General features: G+C 62.4%; 16 protein-coding genes. 13 read left to right on the plus strand and 3 right to left on the minus strand.

What is annotated here, in order from left to right:
* Window positions 1–24 precede the first annotated feature (24 nt).
* Entirely contained in the window at window positions 25–1,431 is a 1,407-nt protein-coding gene (locus NE852_RS25450) for an RtcB family protein (RefSeq protein ID WP_008531422.1), read from the plus strand.
* 80 nt (window positions 1,432–1,511) lie between these two features.
* Here the strand turns inward: NE852_RS25450 and NE852_RS25455 are convergent, their stop codons facing one another.
* Together NE852_RS25455 and NE852_RS25460 are read right to left on the minus strand one after the other, a co-directional pair.
* A complete protein-coding gene (locus NE852_RS25455; RefSeq protein WP_008531423.1) occupies window positions 1,512–2,660 on the minus strand; it encodes a CpaF family protein in 1,149 nt (382 codons plus the stop codon).
* The gene (locus tag NE852_RS25460) at window positions 2,660–2,791 is read right to left on the minus strand and encodes a hypothetical protein (RefSeq protein ID WP_008531424.1); all 132 of its coding nucleotides are present in this window, start codon (window positions 2,789–2,791) and stop codon (window positions 2,660–2,662) included. The genes NE852_RS25455 and NE852_RS25460 overlap by 1 nt, the downstream gene beginning before the upstream one ends.
* A gap of 508 nt (window positions 2,792–3,299) precedes the next feature.
* On the opposite strand from NE852_RS25460, the gene NE852_RS25465 reads away from it, so the two are divergent.
* The 12 genes from NE852_RS25465 (at window position 3,300) to NE852_RS25520 (ending at window position 14,585) form a co-directional block, all read left to right on the plus strand.
* Window positions 3,300–3,503, plus strand: coding sequence for a hypothetical protein (locus NE852_RS25465; RefSeq protein WP_008531426.1), 204 nt, complete (start codon window positions 3,300–3,302; stop codon window positions 3,501–3,503).
* Between the two features lie 13 nt (window positions 3,504–3,516).
* Window positions 3,517–4,080 carry a prepilin peptidase gene (locus NE852_RS25470; protein ID WP_008531428.1) on the plus strand — a complete coding sequence of 188 codons (564 nt, stop codon included), beginning with the start codon at window positions 3,517–3,519 and terminating at the stop codon, window positions 4,078–4,080.
* Window positions 4,081–4,085: 5 nt separating this feature from the next.
* Window positions 4,086–4,883, plus strand: a complete 798-nt coding sequence (locus NE852_RS25475) for a TadE/TadG family type IV pilus assembly protein (RefSeq protein WP_008531429.1) — start codon at window positions 4,086–4,088, stop codon at window positions 4,881–4,883.
* Window positions 4,880–6,523, plus strand: coding sequence for a TadE/TadG family type IV pilus assembly protein (locus NE852_RS25480; RefSeq protein ID WP_008531430.1), 1,644 nt, complete (start codon window positions 4,880–4,882; stop codon window positions 6,521–6,523). Before NE852_RS25475 ends, NE852_RS25480 begins: the two co-directional genes overlap by 4 nt.
* Entirely contained in the window at window positions 6,495–7,175 is a 681-nt protein-coding gene (locus tag NE852_RS25485) for a TadE/TadG family type IV pilus assembly protein (protein ID WP_037173301.1), read from the plus strand. The genes NE852_RS25480 and NE852_RS25485 overlap by 29 nt, the downstream gene beginning before the upstream one ends.
* A 1-nt stretch (window position 7,176) precedes the next feature.
* Window positions 7,177–8,106 (plus strand): hypothetical protein, encoded by a 930-nt coding sequence (locus NE852_RS25490; protein WP_008531432.1) that lies wholly within the window; start codon window positions 7,177–7,179, stop codon window positions 8,104–8,106.
* Window positions 8,103–9,041, plus strand: coding sequence for a Flp pilus assembly protein CpaB (locus NE852_RS25495; RefSeq protein WP_008531433.1), 939 nt, complete (start codon window positions 8,103–8,105; stop codon window positions 9,039–9,041). The genes NE852_RS25490 and NE852_RS25495 overlap by 4 nt, the downstream gene beginning before the upstream one ends.
* Window positions 9,042–9,062: 21 nt before the next feature.
* Complete coding sequence (locus tag NE852_RS25500; protein ID WP_008531434.1) at window positions 9,063–10,961, plus strand: ATPase, T2SS/T4P/T4SS family; 1,899 nt, start codon at window positions 9,063–9,065, stop codon at window positions 10,959–10,961.
* Window positions 10,962–11,023: 62 nt separating this feature from the next.
* Window positions 11,024–11,887, plus strand: a complete 864-nt coding sequence (locus NE852_RS25505) for a type II secretion system F family protein (RefSeq protein ID WP_258156770.1) — start codon at window positions 11,024–11,026, stop codon at window positions 11,885–11,887.
* On the plus strand, window positions 11,884–12,789 hold the full coding sequence (locus NE852_RS25510; RefSeq protein ID WP_008531440.1) for a type II secretion system F family protein: 906 nt from the start codon (window positions 11,884–11,886) through the stop codon (window positions 12,787–12,789). Before NE852_RS25505 ends, NE852_RS25510 begins: the two co-directional genes overlap by 4 nt.
* A 2-nt stretch (window positions 12,790–12,791) precedes the next feature.
* Window positions 12,792–13,667: an FHA domain-containing protein gene (locus NE852_RS25515; protein WP_258156771.1), complete on the plus strand. Its 876-nt coding sequence runs from the start codon at window positions 12,792–12,794 to the stop codon at window positions 13,665–13,667.
* A gap of 147 nt (window positions 13,668–13,814) precedes the next feature.
* Entirely contained in the window at window positions 13,815–14,585 is a 771-nt protein-coding gene (locus NE852_RS25520) for an SDR family NAD(P)-dependent oxidoreductase (RefSeq protein ID WP_037176094.1), read from the plus strand.
* A gap of 53 nt (window positions 14,586–14,638) precedes the next feature.
* Here the strand turns inward: NE852_RS25520 and NE852_RS25525 are convergent, their stop codons facing one another.
* Entirely contained in the window at window positions 14,639–15,523 is an 885-nt protein-coding gene (locus NE852_RS25525; RefSeq protein ID WP_258156772.1) for a LysR family transcriptional regulator, read from the minus strand.
* Window positions 15,524–15,598: the final 75 nt, after the last annotated feature.

Below are 15,598 nucleotides of genomic sequence, written 5' to 3' on the forward strand. Positions count from 1 at the left end.
GCAGAAAAGACAATGATAGCGGTAATGAGCGGACAGGATTTGATCGACGCCGGAATGAGCCAGGGGAAATGGTTTCGCCCGGCTCTCGACGCGGCCAACGCGGTTTTGAGCAAGGGTGGCTCGGTAACGGATGCGCTGGAAGCGGCAAAAGCTTTCCAGCCCGGGCCGACGCTTGCCTTGAGGGCCGATAACGACATCGAGATCTATTCCAACATCCGTGCCGAGAATGCCTTTGAGCAGGATAATGTCGAGAAGGTCAACGCGACGATGCGCGCGCTGGTGCGCACACCCGTCGTCCGGGCCGCTGCGATCATGCCGGACGCTTGCCCGGCAGGTCCTGTCGGAACGATCCCGGTCGGTGGTGTGGTTGCGTCCGAAGCGATCCATCCGGGCATGCATTCGGCCGATATCTGCTGCTCCATGGCGATCTCGATCTTTCCCAGCGTGGATCCGAAGTCGCTTCTGGACGCTGTGCATGCCGTGACGCATTTCGGTCCCGGCGGCCGTCCGCGCGGCGCACAACTCAAGCCTTCTGAGGCAACGCTTTCGGCCTTCCAGCAGAATCCTTATCTGCGCGAGGGTGTGCTGAGCGCTGGGATCGAGCATTTCGCGACCCAGGGCGACGGCAATCATTTCGCCTATGTCGGGACGATGAAGTCGACCGGCGAAACCGCGCTTGTGACCCATCATGGATCGCGAGCACCGGGGGCACGGCTCTACGACAGGGGCATGAAGGTCGCCAACCGGTTTCGGGAACGCATCTCGCCTGAGACGCATAGGGAAAATGCCTGGATTCCAGCGGATACCGAGGAAGGTGACTTCTACTGGTCGGCGCTGCAGACGATCCGCCAGTGGACCAGGGAAAACCACTATATCCTTCACGACATGGCGGCGGAAAAGCTCTCAGCCAAGGTCGCGGACCGCTTCTGGAACGAACACAATTTCGTCTTCCGGAAGTCGGATGGGCTGTTCTACCACGGAAAGGGTGCGACCCCTGCCTTCGACAACTGGGCGCATGACGCGACCGATCTGACCATCATTCCGCTCAATATGGCGGAACCGATCCTGATCGTTCGGGGCTCGAACGCTGCCCATGGTCTCGGCTTCTCGCCGCATGGTGCCGGTCGCAACTTTTCGCGCAGCGCGCATATGAGGCAGCTGTCTGCGGAGTATGGAGCGGATTCACGAGGGCTCAGCCCGAACAACATCGCGGCCATTATGGAGAAGGAAACAAGCGGTCTCGACGCGCAGTTTTTCTCTGGTTTCGCCGATGTGTCGGAACTGCCGAGTGCCTACAAGAATGCTGCGAACGTGCGGGCACAGATCGAGCATTACGGCTTGGCCGAAGTGGTCGACGAAGTGATCCCCTACGGGAGCATCATGGCCGGCGACTGGCAGAAGAACGCACCCTGGCGCAAAAAGCGGCAGTAAACACGGGGAAGGCAACTAGGCTTGCCTTCCCTCGAACCATGCCGGGCAGACAGTTCCCAGGCCGCGTCCGCCAACAGGTTTCAAGCCGTTGCCCGCGCGGCGGCTTCGGCCTTCATCCACTCCGAGCGCTCGGCGCCTTGCAGCTCTTCGATGGCATCGGTGGCGAAGCTCGGCACGACACCAGTCCAGAGCAGAGCCCCATCGGAATTGGAATGGCCGTCGCCTTCCAGCTTGTAGATGCTCTCGACGATATACTGGCCGTCGTCGTTCAGGCCCTTGATCTCGGAAATCTCGATCACCCGGCGTCTGCCAGTGCGCTTGAAGCGGGCGATCTGCACGACGACGTCGACGGCCGACGCGATCTGGGCGCGCAGCGGCCGGAGCGGCATGTCGATATCAGACATCAGCGCTAAGGTCTCCAGCCGGTGCAGAGCGTCGTAAGGCGTGTTCGCGTGCACCGTCGAGAGGCTGCCGCTATGGCCCGAGGTCATCGCCTGGATCATGTCGAGCGCCTCGCCGCCGCGGCACTCGCCGACGATGATGCGGTCTGGCCGCATACGCAGCGACGATCGGAACAGGTCGCGGATGCTGGCGCCGCCGCGGCCGAAGCGGTCGGGTTTGGTCACTTCGAGATAGACCACGTGCTCCTTACGGATCTGCAGTTCCGAGGTGTCTTCGATGACGATGATGCGCTCGTGATCGGCGAAGGCTTCCGATAGCGCGTTCAGCATCGTCGTCTTGCCGGTGCCGGTGCCGCCGGAGATGATGACGTTCTTCTGCAGCCCGACGGCCGCCTGCAGCAGCGACAGCGACTCCTCGGTCAGGCTGCCCTGAGTGACGAGATCGCGAATGCTGCGATGCTCTTTCAGAAAGCGGCGGATGGAGATGCAGAGCCCGGTGCGGGCGGCCGGCGGCTGGATCATCTGCACGCGCGAGCCATCCGGCAGACGGGCTTCCACGCTCGGCTCCTCCGGCGTCAGCCGCTTGCCTGAGAACTGCGCAATGCTGCGCGCAGCCGATTCCAGATCCTCGCGGCTGGCAAAACGCGTATCGGCGCGTTCGAGCTTTCCCCGCCTTTCGACGAAGATGTCGGAGGTTCCGTTGATCAGGATTTCGGAAACGCTCGGGTCCTCGAGAAGGAAACGGATCGGTCCCAAGAGTTTGTCCAGCGCCCGGGTCAGGACCTGGAAGGTCGCCTGTTCGGCGGCATCGTCGGAAACGGCCTTCATCAGAGCGGCATCCCGACAAGAACAGTGCTCATGCCGAACAGCGTTACCATCATCTGAACCGCCGTCGGGAAGAACATCATCAGTGGAATGAGGACCAATGCAAGTATCAAGACGCTGCTCATCGTTTCCATGGCTCTTTCTCCGGAACGACTGAAGGGTCATGCCCAATGTGTCGGATAAGCTTAATCCAGATCGCCAAGCAACGCTATGGGTGCGGCCCGCACGGGCGAGCGATATGGCTGCGTCGATCCGGATATTCTATCGCTTTGAAAGGATTGGCCAATTATGGGGCAGTAGACAATTCCGGACCAGCTCGTGGCGCAGCGCATCTTCAAGGTAAAAATTCAGCGATTTCATAATGTTGTCCGGAAATTGCCCTGATCGATTCCGGCTCAACGGGCGACGCCTCCAAAGCAATTGGAACCCTTCGTTTCGTTTGCTTGACGGAGGGCTGGCCTTGGGCGCACTCTTGGGTCTTAATGGTGTTGCTCAACAAGCGTTGGCCGCCGGGGAAGATAAACCGAAGCAGAAAATATCGTTGAAACGAGCAACGTGCCGGTTCGAAACGATATCGTATTCTTGCTTCATCTTCACCAAGGTCTTCGATCCGAAACAAACCTAGGAACGAGGAATACGCAGATGTTTGAAAAACTCAAGACTCTCGCAATTGCACTTCACAAGGACGAGCGCGGCGACATGGCCCAGATCGTCCTGGCCGTCGCGCTGATCGTCATTCCGCTGATGCTGCTCCTGCTCGCATTCGGCAAACAGATCGGCGAATGGTTCAACGAAAAGAACACGGCTCTCTCGGACGCCGAGAGAATTCCTGAGCCGGGCCAATAAGCGGATCCGTGTCATGGATACGACCTACGATCTGACCCAGATGCCTGCGGCGGCGGCTCTTGCCGTCGCCTGCGCCACGACCGCGGCGGTGCTTGATCACCGCCATGGTCACATCCCGAACGCCGTGACCTATCCCTGCTTGCTTACCGGCTTCATGCTGGCAGCCATCAGCGGCGGTTTGGCGGGGATCGGCCTGGCTTTCGCCGGCCTGCTTGCTTCAGGCCTAATCTTCATCATCGCCTTCGCAGCCGGAGGCTGCGGCGGCGGTGATGTCAAGCTGATGGCGGCGCTCGGCGCCATTCTCGGCCTCTGGCCCGCCATCGACGTCACCCTTGCATCGCTGATGGTCGGCGGCATGATCGCCGTCTTCTCGATGGCGCGGCGGGTTCAGTGGAGCGTGCTGGCACGCACGGTCGGACTGTTCGCCCTGCTCCTGCCTGCAGGTTTCCGCGACGCCGCTTCGGTGCTGAAACCACGCGAAACTCACCATACCGTCCGCTTCGGCGTTGCCGCCGCTCTCGGACTTCTGTGGTGCCTATTCATACCGGATTTCACCCCTCTTGCCCTCGTGAGGTAACGGCAATGCGCCCCGAACTCGAACGCCCCACTTTCGACGGTGCCTTCTGGAGTTCAATCCTGCACTCGCGGACCTTCTGGATCCCGCAGGATCATGGCGCTCTTCTCGGTACCTTTACCATCGCCCTCATTCTCTTCGCCTCGATGCTGCTGCTGCCGCGGCTTTCTGCCCGCCGACGCCGGATATCGGAACTGCACGGCGATAGCTCGGGCAGCACCACGATGATGGATTTCGTGCTCGTCACACCGGTCTTCGTCTTCTTCATGTTCGTGGTCTTCCAGTTCACGATCCTGGCGAAAAACCATCTCTTCACCCATTATGCCGCCTATGCGGCGGCGCGCAGCGCCCGCGTCTATTTTTGCCCGGCCCTGCCGATCACCATCCGGAGCCTCATCGACGCCAAGACTTGCGATGACGATGCAGCCGCCGGCAAGGCCGATCTTGCCGCCCGCCTGGCGCTGATCCCGGCCGCACCCTACGACCAGCTGAAATGCGTCGGCGCCTGCCAGCCGCCGGAAGAGGCGCTGAAGGCGCTTGCCGATGCCTCGGGGCTCTCGAAGAACTGGCGCGCGATGCGCAACCAGGCCCGCTACATGTTCGACCCACAGAACGTCACCGTCACCGTCGATCGCGCGCCGATGGCGCTCTACGCCGCCATCAACCGCACGCCGCACGTGCCCGTCACCGCCAAGGTGGAAGCGCGTTTCCTGCTGCTCGAATATGCCGGCTGGGTCTTTGCCCGCGGCCAGAGGAAGGACGGACGCTACTACACGATTTCGACGGCGGAGGTGAACCTGCTATGACCCCGACCTTCATCAAGCGCCTGCATCGCGACCAGCGCGGCTTTCTTTCGCCGATCATCCTCTACATGACGATCGCGCTCGCGCTGATGATCGTCTGGATCCTGAACACCGGACAGATGATCTATGACAAGCAGCGCACGCAGGACACTGCCGACGCCGCCGCTCTCGTCCATGCCGACTGGGAAGCACGCTATCTCAACATCATGGCGATGAACAACGTCGCCTCGTCCCAGGCCACCGTGGTCATGGCAACCTCGGTCGCCTACCAGCTCACGACGGCGGAACTGGCCCTGCGCTCGGGTGTCATTCTGGCGAAACTCGCCGAATATTCCTTCACGGAAGGCTTCGGGCCGGCATCTCTGCTGCCGCCGCTTCCGCCGATGCCCTATTGCCCCGGCTGGCAAAAGGTCCCGATCGTCGGCGGCATCATCTATGGCGCTTGCCTGGCGTTTCAGGGGTTCCGCGCGACTGAAGCCACCAAAGCGATCGCATATACCGTGGCGGCGCAAATCAAATACGATCCCTGGGGGCTCATCAACAAGTCCAGTGACATCATCGATGCGATGAACGACCTGAACGATTACCTCGTGGAAAGCTTCCCCGAGCGCGTCGGCAACGAGGCCCTGCATCTGGTGCGTCTCAATAAATCGGACCACGTCATTTTCCATCCGCCGTGCGAATCCTGCGGCCAGGCTGGAGAAGGTGCCGGCGGCAACCTGCCGGTGGACCGGGATGGCGTCAATCCAGCCGCTGCCTATACCGAAATGTGCCTCGCCATGACCTATGGCACCCAGGGGCAGGACCCGCTCCTCATGCGCGGCGAGTTCGCCAATCGCGGCTTCCCCAACGGCAAAGGTCCGCTGACGGCGGGCGGCGTCGACGGCAGCCATATCCGCGACTGGGTCAATCACGAGAGCGGCATCGACAATCAGCTGGTGGAATTCTACATCTTCTATGAAGCCTTCGGCCCGGCCTATCTGAGCAAGGTTCCATTCAAGGCGATCGTCGAGCAGTATGCCGGCGATCTGAGTTGGTGGCAGGAGCTGGCGCTCGATGCCAGCTTCTGGATCGCGGACAAGGTCTTCGGCGTCGGCTTCGGCATCACCAACCCCTTCCAGCTGCCAATCGACGTGCCGCCACGCTATTCCGACTCGCAGACGAAGAACAAAAACGACTTCACTCGCAAGTTCGACATGATCTGGAACCAGGTCTGCGGCCCGGCGGGCGGTGCGATCTCCGTGGCCGGTGCGAGCCTGCCCGTCGTCTCTTTCCCGAAGCCCTACTGGCTGAAAGGGCGCATCCCCTTCAACTTCACGCCCTTCGGTGGCGATCAACTCACCGATTACCAGACGCTGGCGATCGTTTCGCGTGCGCCTCGCGCCAGGCTCCAGGTCCGCCTGTTCAAGGACAAGACGCCGTCCGCCTATGCGCTGGCCCAGAGCTGGGTCCATAACTACACGGCCTTCGATCTCTACACGCAGGATTGGCTCGCATCGCTTGCGCCCGCGACCCTTGCCGACGATATCGGCGCGGTTTCCAACACCATCAAGCAAAGCCCGGCCGCCGATAGTTTCACCGGCCTGACGCGCGTCTTCGACCAGGGAGGGGCCAATGCCTGGGCTGCCGTCAACACACACTGAACATGCAGGCCGCGCTCCGGCTGGCGGGCTGTTGATGCGGCTGCACCGCGACAGACGCGGTCTTGCCTCGATCGAATTCGTGCTCGCCGCGCCTGTTATCCTGCTGATCGTGATTTTCGTCATTCACGCGAACCGGATTTCCACCAAGAAGGTCGCAACCATGCTCGCCATGCGCAACGCCGCCTTTGCCGAAGCCAATGGGCTCAACTGCACCTCCGACTTCTCGAACGTCTTTCCGATCCCGGCCTTGCCAGCCCTGCCGGGGGGCGACGCCATGAACTGCTCGCGCACGCCGTCGCATGAAGGCGATGGCGATCCGCAGCGCACCTTTGTCTGGGACGATGTGCAGAACACTCTCAAGAGCAATGGCCGCGACTTCGGCGACATGGTCGGCGACCTCGCCAACGAGAAGCCGCAGTTGGTCACCGCAACGGCCGACCGCGTCTACAAGTTCAGGGATTCCGACGATCTCGATACCATCCGGAGCATCCGCTGGAAGGATGCATTCACGGTGAACGACTCGACGCTCTTTGCCTCCCACAACAACGACACCACCCGCCGAGGCTACGATCCGACGCTCCGCCGGGAGATCCGCGACGTGGCCAGCGATTCCGGCGATCTCTTCGACGGCGTCTTTCCGGGAGCGAAATAAGATGGGAAAAGGTGCGCGCATCTCTCTTCGCCTCATCGGCCATCTCGTCGGCTTGATTTTGGTTGTCGGGTGCGCGGCCGCGATCATGGCCAAACCCGGCCATGCCGAGGTCTACAAGGATTTCAAGGCGACGCTGAATTCAATGTTGGCAGGCATTCTCGGCGCACCCGAACGCTCGCCGCGCGACCTCATCATCAACGGCCAGCCGTTGCAGTTCACGCCCTATCAGAGCGATCGCAGCATTTCCGACATTACCGACGAATGGCTGCGGGTGCTGGCTGCCAATACCCGGCCCGCCATGCCGAGGAGCAACGACAAGGAAGAACTGACCGCCGTCATCGCCGCCAACATGCTGATTGTTCCGAAGACGAGCCGCATCCGCGACGATCTCGCCGTGGTCGTGCGTTTCTTCGATGGCGATGGTGAGGCCGCGCTTGACTATCTCAGACGGCAGGACCCTGCGAACCCGTCGGCACGGGCGCCCATTCCCGGCGTGTCGATCATGATCCGCCGGGCCACCGATGCGCCGACGACCGAGGTGCTGATGACCCGCTTTGACGACGTCGCTGCGACATTGCCGGCATTCGCGGCTCCCGCCGATGTCAGTAAACTGCCGATGTCGCTGCGCCCGCCGGCCGGCGTAGAGGTGCTGAGCGATATCGGCGACCATGACGAGGGCCACATGTCGCGCACGGTTGTGTCGAAGGGCACGCTGTCTGCGGCGCGCTGGTCGGATACGCGGGCCGATCTTCTCACCCGCGACGGCTTCACCATCGAGACCCCACCGGCGCAGCGCGGCGGCGTCACCGCCCTTTATGGTCGGCGCGGCAGCGTCGAGGCCAATGTTCTCTACACCAGAAGCAAGAGCGACGGCAGGACCGTCGAGGTCGTTCAAATCAGGCAACCCTTCGTCGAAGGAACTACACCATGAACTGGAAGCTCATCGCGGCAGTCATCGTCGGGCTCATCACGGGCGTTCTGCTTTACTTCTGGACCGAGAGCGTCAAGAACGAGCAGGTGGCCTATGCCTTCATGCGCCTCCAGCCCGACCGGAAGGTGACGAGAGGACAGGCGATCACGCCCGACATGCTCGCCGAACCGGTCATGCTGCCGGAAAGCTTCGGGGCCTTGGCCAAGCTCGCCGTGCCTGCGGCGAGCGCCTATCAGGAATGGCTGAAGGACCGGACGGCGGCGGCCGACATTCCCGCAGGCTCGGTGCTGCTCTTTCAATATTTCGACGATACCGACGGCGGACGCCTGACGACCATGATCGCGCCCGGCAAGCGTGCGTTGACCCTTCCCGTCAATGCGGCCGCGGCGGTCGGCCACTTCGTCGAGCCGGGCAGCTATGTCGATATCCTCGGCACGGTCGATGAGCCGGTCGAGCCCGTGGCGCCTGTCGCCGCGACCCAGCCTGGAGCTCCCGGCCAGCCTCCCGCCGCTCCCGGACAAGCGCCCGTTGCAGCCGGGCAGCCGCAGGCTCCGGCCCAGCCGCAGTCGCCGGTCGAGCAGATGCTGAAGAACTATCTGACCCAATATCCCGGGGCCGATGAGAATGACGTCAACGCTTACCGCAAACAGGCGCAGGATTATAAGCTCGGTATCAGTTCGCGCACGCGCGTCGTCACCCGCACCTTCCTGCAGAACGTCAAAGTGCTGGCCGTCGGCGCGGCAACGACGGCCGAGGGTGCCGTTACCAAGGCCAATAGCACCTACAACAACGTGACCGTCGAAGTGACGCCGGCGGAAGCCGAAATGCTGATTTTCGCCATGGGCCAGTCGAACGGCAGCCTCAACCTCGTGCTGCGCAATCCCGCCGACAATACGGTTCAGGATCTGCCGAGCATCAACTGGACGCGCATGTGACGATCGCCGAGGGAGTGAGCCATGCTGTTGAAGATTTCCTATGAGGACGGCAGCGGGCGGGAGGTAATCCCGCTTTCTTCGAACGAGACCTATTTCGTCGGCGAAAGCAGTACGCTTTCGCTTCCCGCCGGCGCCGGCGTCGTGCGACTGCGCGGCAGCCATGTCTCCTCGCCGCAATTCGTGCTGCGCAAGTCCGGCCAGGGATGGTCGGTGCAGCATCACGGCCGCAACCCGACGCGCGTCGACGACCAGCCGCTTCGCGCCGGCACGCCGGTCGCGGTATCGGCCGGCATGTCGATCTGGGTGCCGAACGTCACGATCGAACTGGTCGAGCCGACCGCCGCTCCCGAGGCCGTCACGCAGTTTCCCGATCAGGAACGCGTGCTCGCCCTGCAGATGGAAATCCACGAGCGGCTGCTGAAGGATACGCAATATGACCGGTTGGTGAAATCCTCCGATTTCGGTCGCGAGGAGACGCGAAGCCGCATTCGCGAACGCCTCGACATGTTCATCAAGGAAGCGCTCGACGCCGCGCCGCAGGACCTCGTCATCCTCGTCATCAGAAACGCTGTCTATCGTTGGCTCGCAAAACGCATCGCCCGCACGACGCGGCGCGACGCCTCGTCGAATGCGGCGGCGCTGATCCGCGAAGAGCAGGAGAACCGCCGCCTCTTCGATGTCGGCAAGGCGCTGATCTCGGCCCTGCAATTGAAGCTCAATTTCGAATCCACCCGCTCCGATTTCGCCCAGCTCGACTCGCGTTTCAGCGCTGCCTTCCAGGCGAGGCAGGCCCTGTTCAACGCCGGCGACCGGTACGAGATTGCCCATGCGCACCTGCGCTCCAATATCGAGGAGCTGATGTACCGCTGGGGCACGATTTCCGAACTCATGGATCTCGATGTCATCTCGGAAATCATGGTGACGCGCTACGACGAGATCTATGTGGAAAAATTCGGCCTGCTGGAGCGCTATCCCTTCGCCTTCGCCAATGAGCGGCAGTTGATGAAGGTGATCGAGCGCATCGCCGTCGATTCCAACCGCTCGATCAACGAGAGCGAGGCGATGGCCGACTTCCGCATGCCTGACGGCTCGCGCGTCAACGCCGTCATTCCGCCGCTGGCGGTGAGAGGCGCCTGCCTGACCATCCGCAAATTCGGCGGCAAGTCGCGGCTCGACATCAGCAAGTTGGTCACCGCAGGCGCGCTCAGCGAACCGATGCGCGCCTTCCTGGAGGCTGCCGTTCGGGCTCGCAAGAACATCGTCGTTTCTGGCGGCACCGGCTCCGGCAAGACGACGCTGCTGAACAGCCTCTCGCAGTTCATCCCCGTCGGCGAGCGCGTCGTCGCCGTCGAAGATACATCCGAACTGCAGCTCGACGGCATCCATGTCGTCTATCTGCAATCGCGGCCGAAGACGGCGGAGTCGGAAACAAGCGTCACCATCCGCGACCTCGTGCGCAATGCGCTGCGCATGCGCCCCGACCGCATCATTGTCGGCGAATGCCGCGGTGCCGAGGCGATCGACATGCTGCAGGCGATGAACACCGGCCACGCCGGCTCGATGACGACGGCGCATGCGAACACGCCGCAGGATATGATGACCCGTCTGGAAGTGATGGTGCTGCAGGGTCAGAGCTCACTGCCCGTCATGGCGATCCGCCAGCAGATCGTCGCCGCCGTCGAGCTCGTCGTGCAATTGAACCGCCTGGAGAACGGCCGGCGCGCCGTCACCGAAATCTCGGAGGTGATCGGCATCGATCCGGATACCGGCCTCGTCATCGTCGAGCCGATCTTCAATCTCGTCGGCCGCGCCGGCGGACAGGCGGTGCATGCCTTTACCGGTTATCTGCCGAGCTTCGTCGCCGAACTCGTGGAGTTCGGCGAAGACGGCGAGATCGAGAAACTCGATATGTTCGTTTAGAGCGGCTCAGGTTTTCGCTGAAGCGCAGAACCGCTCTAAGCTTTTGTTTTTAGGGGGAAGCCATGAATATCAGCATCCTGCAGATCTTTACGGTCGTCCTCGGCGCGGCGACGGCGGGGCTGCTCGTCTGGGGAGCGCCGGTGCGCTGGCCGGCGCCGCTGCTGCGGGCGACCGAGCGGGATATCGCGCTCGCCAGCGAGGCGGCACAGGTCTTCGGGCGCGACGCCGTTCCGCCCTATACGATGATCCTCGCCTACCTCATCACGGCGGTCGTCGTCTTCCTGATCATTTGGCTGATCTTCGGCCCGATCTTCGGCATCGTCGTCGCAATCCCGGTCGCGTTCTTCCTGCCGAAGGCGACGATCCGCTATTTCCTGCAGCGCCGCTGGCTGCAAATCGAATCCCAGCTCCCCTATGCGGTCGACCAGATCGTCTCGGCGGTGCGCACAGGTAAACCGCTCGCCGTCGCCGTCAATGCGGTGGCCGATACCGGCCAGATGCCGGCCTCGCGCGAGTTCGAGCGCATCGCCCGCGAACAGAAGCTTGGCATCGGACTGGTCGAGGCGCTGGACCGGCACGGCCGCAACGTGCCGAGCCTGCACTTCAAGATGGTTGATGCGGCCCTTGGCCTCTTTGCCCGCCAGGGCGGTGACATTTCCGAGCCGCTGACGGAAATGTCGAAATCCTTCAAGGAAATATGGAAGCTCGACCAGAAGATCACGACCTCGTCGTCTCAGGCGCGTATGAATTTCCGAGTCGTCAACGGCGGCGCGCTCTTCATGATCCTGATGATCTTCTTCGGCCAGCCGGAGCTGATCGACAAGGTGTTCGGCAATGCCATCGGCATCGTCATCGCGATCGTTGGCGCCATCCTTTATGCCACCGGCTTCTTCTGGATGCGCTCGATGATGAAGGTGTCGGTATGATGTCCGAGATCCCTCTTGGCCCCATCGTCATCGTCCTTGCCGGCATCACCGCGGCGCTGTTCGTCTGGTGGATCGGCGATCTCCTCGGCAGCATCCAGGTCGTTCGCCGCACGGCAGGCGGCGACGGGCCGCCGCCGAATGTCGTCGACAGCATCGGGATGCGCACGCCGGTTGAATTCGTGCTGCGGCATTTCGAGCCGCTTCTCGCCGATTTCGGCGCGCAGCTCGAGCAGAAGCTGATCTATGGCGGCCGGCCCTTCGGTGGCGTGACGGGCCGGGAATATATCGCGCTTCTCGTCGTTCTCAGCCTCTTCGGCTTCGTGCTGCTCGGCGTGCTGTTCGGCATTGCGAGCGGCAGCGCGTTCGGCGGGCTCGCGGCGGGCCTGATCCTCGGCTTTATTCCCGCCATCTATTTTTGGGTCGTCGCCGACGACAAGATGCAGGACCGCAAGGAGCGCATCTCCCGCGAATTTCCCTACTTTCTCGATCTTGTCGTCATGACGCAGCAGGCGCAGGCGACCTTGCCGGAAAGCCTGAGGCTTTATGCCGAGGCCGCGCCCGGCACCGTCATGAGCGAGGAGATCGAACAGACGCTGAAGGACGTGGCGCTCGGCACCGGCATGATCGAGGCGCTTCAGCGCCTGGAGCGGCGCATGACCGCCGAGGAGGTCGTGCGCGTCATCCGCGCTGTCATCCAGGGCGAGGTCGAAGGCAGTAACCGCGTCGAGTTGCTGCGCGAACATGCGCGCGATCTGCGCTTCCGCCGCTGGGAAAAGGCGGACAGGGCGAGTGAAAAGCTGAAAGCCAAGATCGTCATGCCGGCGATGATGATCGTCGTGTCGATCCTGCTTCTGGTGCTGGCGCCGGCAATTGTCGAGATGATGTCGAGTGGGATGTTCTGACCATGGCCTTTTCCTTTTTTCGCGGAAACAAACCAAGCCTTCTGCAGACCGGTCCCGGCGGCCAGAGCCGCAGCCACGTGCTCGACCGCCCCGAAATGTCGATCGGGCGGGCGGCCAATGCCGACATCGTCGTCGACGATCCCTTTCTGGCGCCGATCCATGCGCGCATCGAAAAGCAGAGCGACGGCGGTTTCATCATCCGCCGCATGGGGCTGAACCCGATCATGCTGCGCGGCGAGGCGCTGCTGCAGACGGCTTCGCTGAAGGCTGGCGACAGCTTTCGCCTCGGCAAGGATGTCGAATTCCAATTCGTCGAGAAGGCGCCTGCCAAGGAGGTGCCGAAAAAGGAGGCGTCCAAGACAAGCGGCGAGAAGCCGAAAAAGCCTCTCTTCAAGCAGCCGGCCTTCCTCGCCGGCATGGGCGTCGTCTATCTCGCCATCGTCGGCATCATCGGTTACGTGATCCTCTCCGGCGGCGGGAGCGCTGAGAGCGGCCCGACGGCGGAGCGCATCAATGCGGAAGCCGCCCGCATCCCGACATGCATCAAGAACGCAAGGCGCATGCGCCAGGTTTCCGAGCAAAGCTTCAACGGTGCCGTCGGCGGCCGTGTCGGGCGGGACGGCGACGTGACCTATGCCGCCCTTTCTCTGGCGACGGAGCCTTCCGATGACGCCGCGCTGGCAAAAGCCGCCGAGCCGATCGTCGAGGCCTATAAGCGCACGGCGCTCGCAGCACTCACCTCGGAAAACCGCGGCAACAAGACGCTGGCGCTGAGCCTCTACCAGCAGACCTACGACCTCGTTCCCGACGTCAACTGCTCCGCGGCGCGTTTCGCTCTGCAGCGGCGGGCAGCCATGAAGCCCCCGGCCCGTCGGTGATCGAAGGTCTGGAGAAAGGCTCGCGTGTCCGGGCGAGCCGCTCGGAGTTGCACCGGGCTATGGTTGCCCGAGAGGCTTCCCTGCCTCGCACTCCGGCAGTCGCACAGTTGTCGAGGTCTAATTGAGGTTCATAAAGGAGGCACCATGATGCAGAGGAATGCGCCGGACTTCAGCCTTGAGGGCAAAGTGACTCTGGTAACAGGAGCGAGCCGTGGCATCGGGCGAGCTTGCGCGCTTGCCTGTGCTGCGGCAGGCTCCGATATTGTCTTGGGAGTCCGCAATATCGCAGCGTCGGCGGATCTGATCGCCGAACTCGAGGGCGCGGGACGAAAAGTCCTCGCTGTTGAACTGGACATTCCCAATAAAGCCCAAATCGCACAAGCCGTCGACACAGCGTTGACGACATTTGGCCGGATCGACGTCCTCGTCAACAACGTCGGCGTGGCCCCAGGCAATCTCGCGGAACTCGTCGAGGAGAAGGACCTTGATGAGATCCTGGATGTCAACATCAAGGGCACCTTCTTGATGACGCAGGCAGTCGGGCGTCACATGATCAAGCGCAATGGCGGCCGGATCATCAGCATCAGCTCACAGGCCGGCACCGTGGCCCTGCGCGGCGAGGCAATCTATTGCATGAGCAAGGCGGCAATCAATCACCTGACGCGCTGCCTTGCAGCCGAATGGGCGCCCTATAATGTCACCGTAAACACCGTATCGCCGACTTTCATCCACACGGATGGTACAGCCCCCTTTCTATCCGACGCCGCCAATCGCAAAGCGACGCTCGATCACATTCCCCTCGGCCGGATCGGTGAAACCGATGATGTGGTGGGCGCCGTCGTCTTCCTGGCATCGCCGGCTGCCAGCCTGATCACCGGCACGAACCTGCTGGTGGACGGTGGATGGTCCGTCGCCTGAGATCGAGGCCAGATCATCGGTAAGGGCGATCCGATGCGACGTGCCTGGCGGCGTCAACCAAACCGTTCTATCAGGTAGTCGATCACCGTTCGCAGCATCGCGGTCGGCCGCCGGTTCGGCGGGTAGATGAGGAACATCGGAACGGGCCGGTAGGACCATTCGGGCAGCACCTGTTCAAGCCGTCCTTCGGCGATATCGGCGGCAAGCAGCAGTTCCGGCTGAAGCACGATTCCCGCGCCGCTGAGGGCTGCCATGCGCAGCGCCGCTCCCTGGTTGGTCGAGAATTTTCCGGAAATCGATACCTCGCGCATTTCGCCCTCCGGCCCGACCAGGTGCCAGCGGTCCCGCAGACGCCAATAGGAGTGGCCGAGGCAGAGATGATTGGTCAGGGCCTCAGGCGAGGCCGGTCGGCCATGGCGGGCAAGATAGTCCGGCGAGGCGGCAAGAATCCGCCGATAGGGTGTGAGCGGGCGGGCGACCAGGCTGCTGTCCGAGAGCGGGCCGATGTGAATACCGAGCTCGAAACCCTCGCCGACGAGGTCATGGACGTTGTTGTCGAGCGATAGCTCGATGCTGACGTCGGGATGGGTGTTCTGGTAGTCGATCAGCGCTGGCACCAGAACTTGCGTGCCGAAGCTGACCGGCGCCACCAATCGAAGCCGGCCGCGGGGCGCTGACCGCAGCTCGTTTGCTGAAGCCTCGGCCAGCGCCACTTCGGAAAGTGCGCGCTTGCAGCGCTCGTAATAGAGCTGGCCCACCTCTGTCAGTTGATGGCGTCGCGTGGTGCGATGGATCAGTTTTGCCCCGAGCCGGCTCTCGATCGTCTTGATGTGCTTGGCAACCATGGCCGGCGACACCTGCGCGATCTCCGCGGCCGCCGCGAAACTGCCATTGTCGATGACCCTGACGAACATCGCCATGCCGGCCAGCTTATCCACGATTGCCTACCTATTGGTTTCGAATGACGATACCAACAGCTTATTTATCAACCAAGAGATTTACAACACAGTCAT

The organism is Rhizobium sp. Pop5 (assembly GCF_024721175.1).
Classification (GTDB): domain Bacteria; phylum Pseudomonadota; class Alphaproteobacteria; order Rhizobiales; family Rhizobiaceae; genus Rhizobium.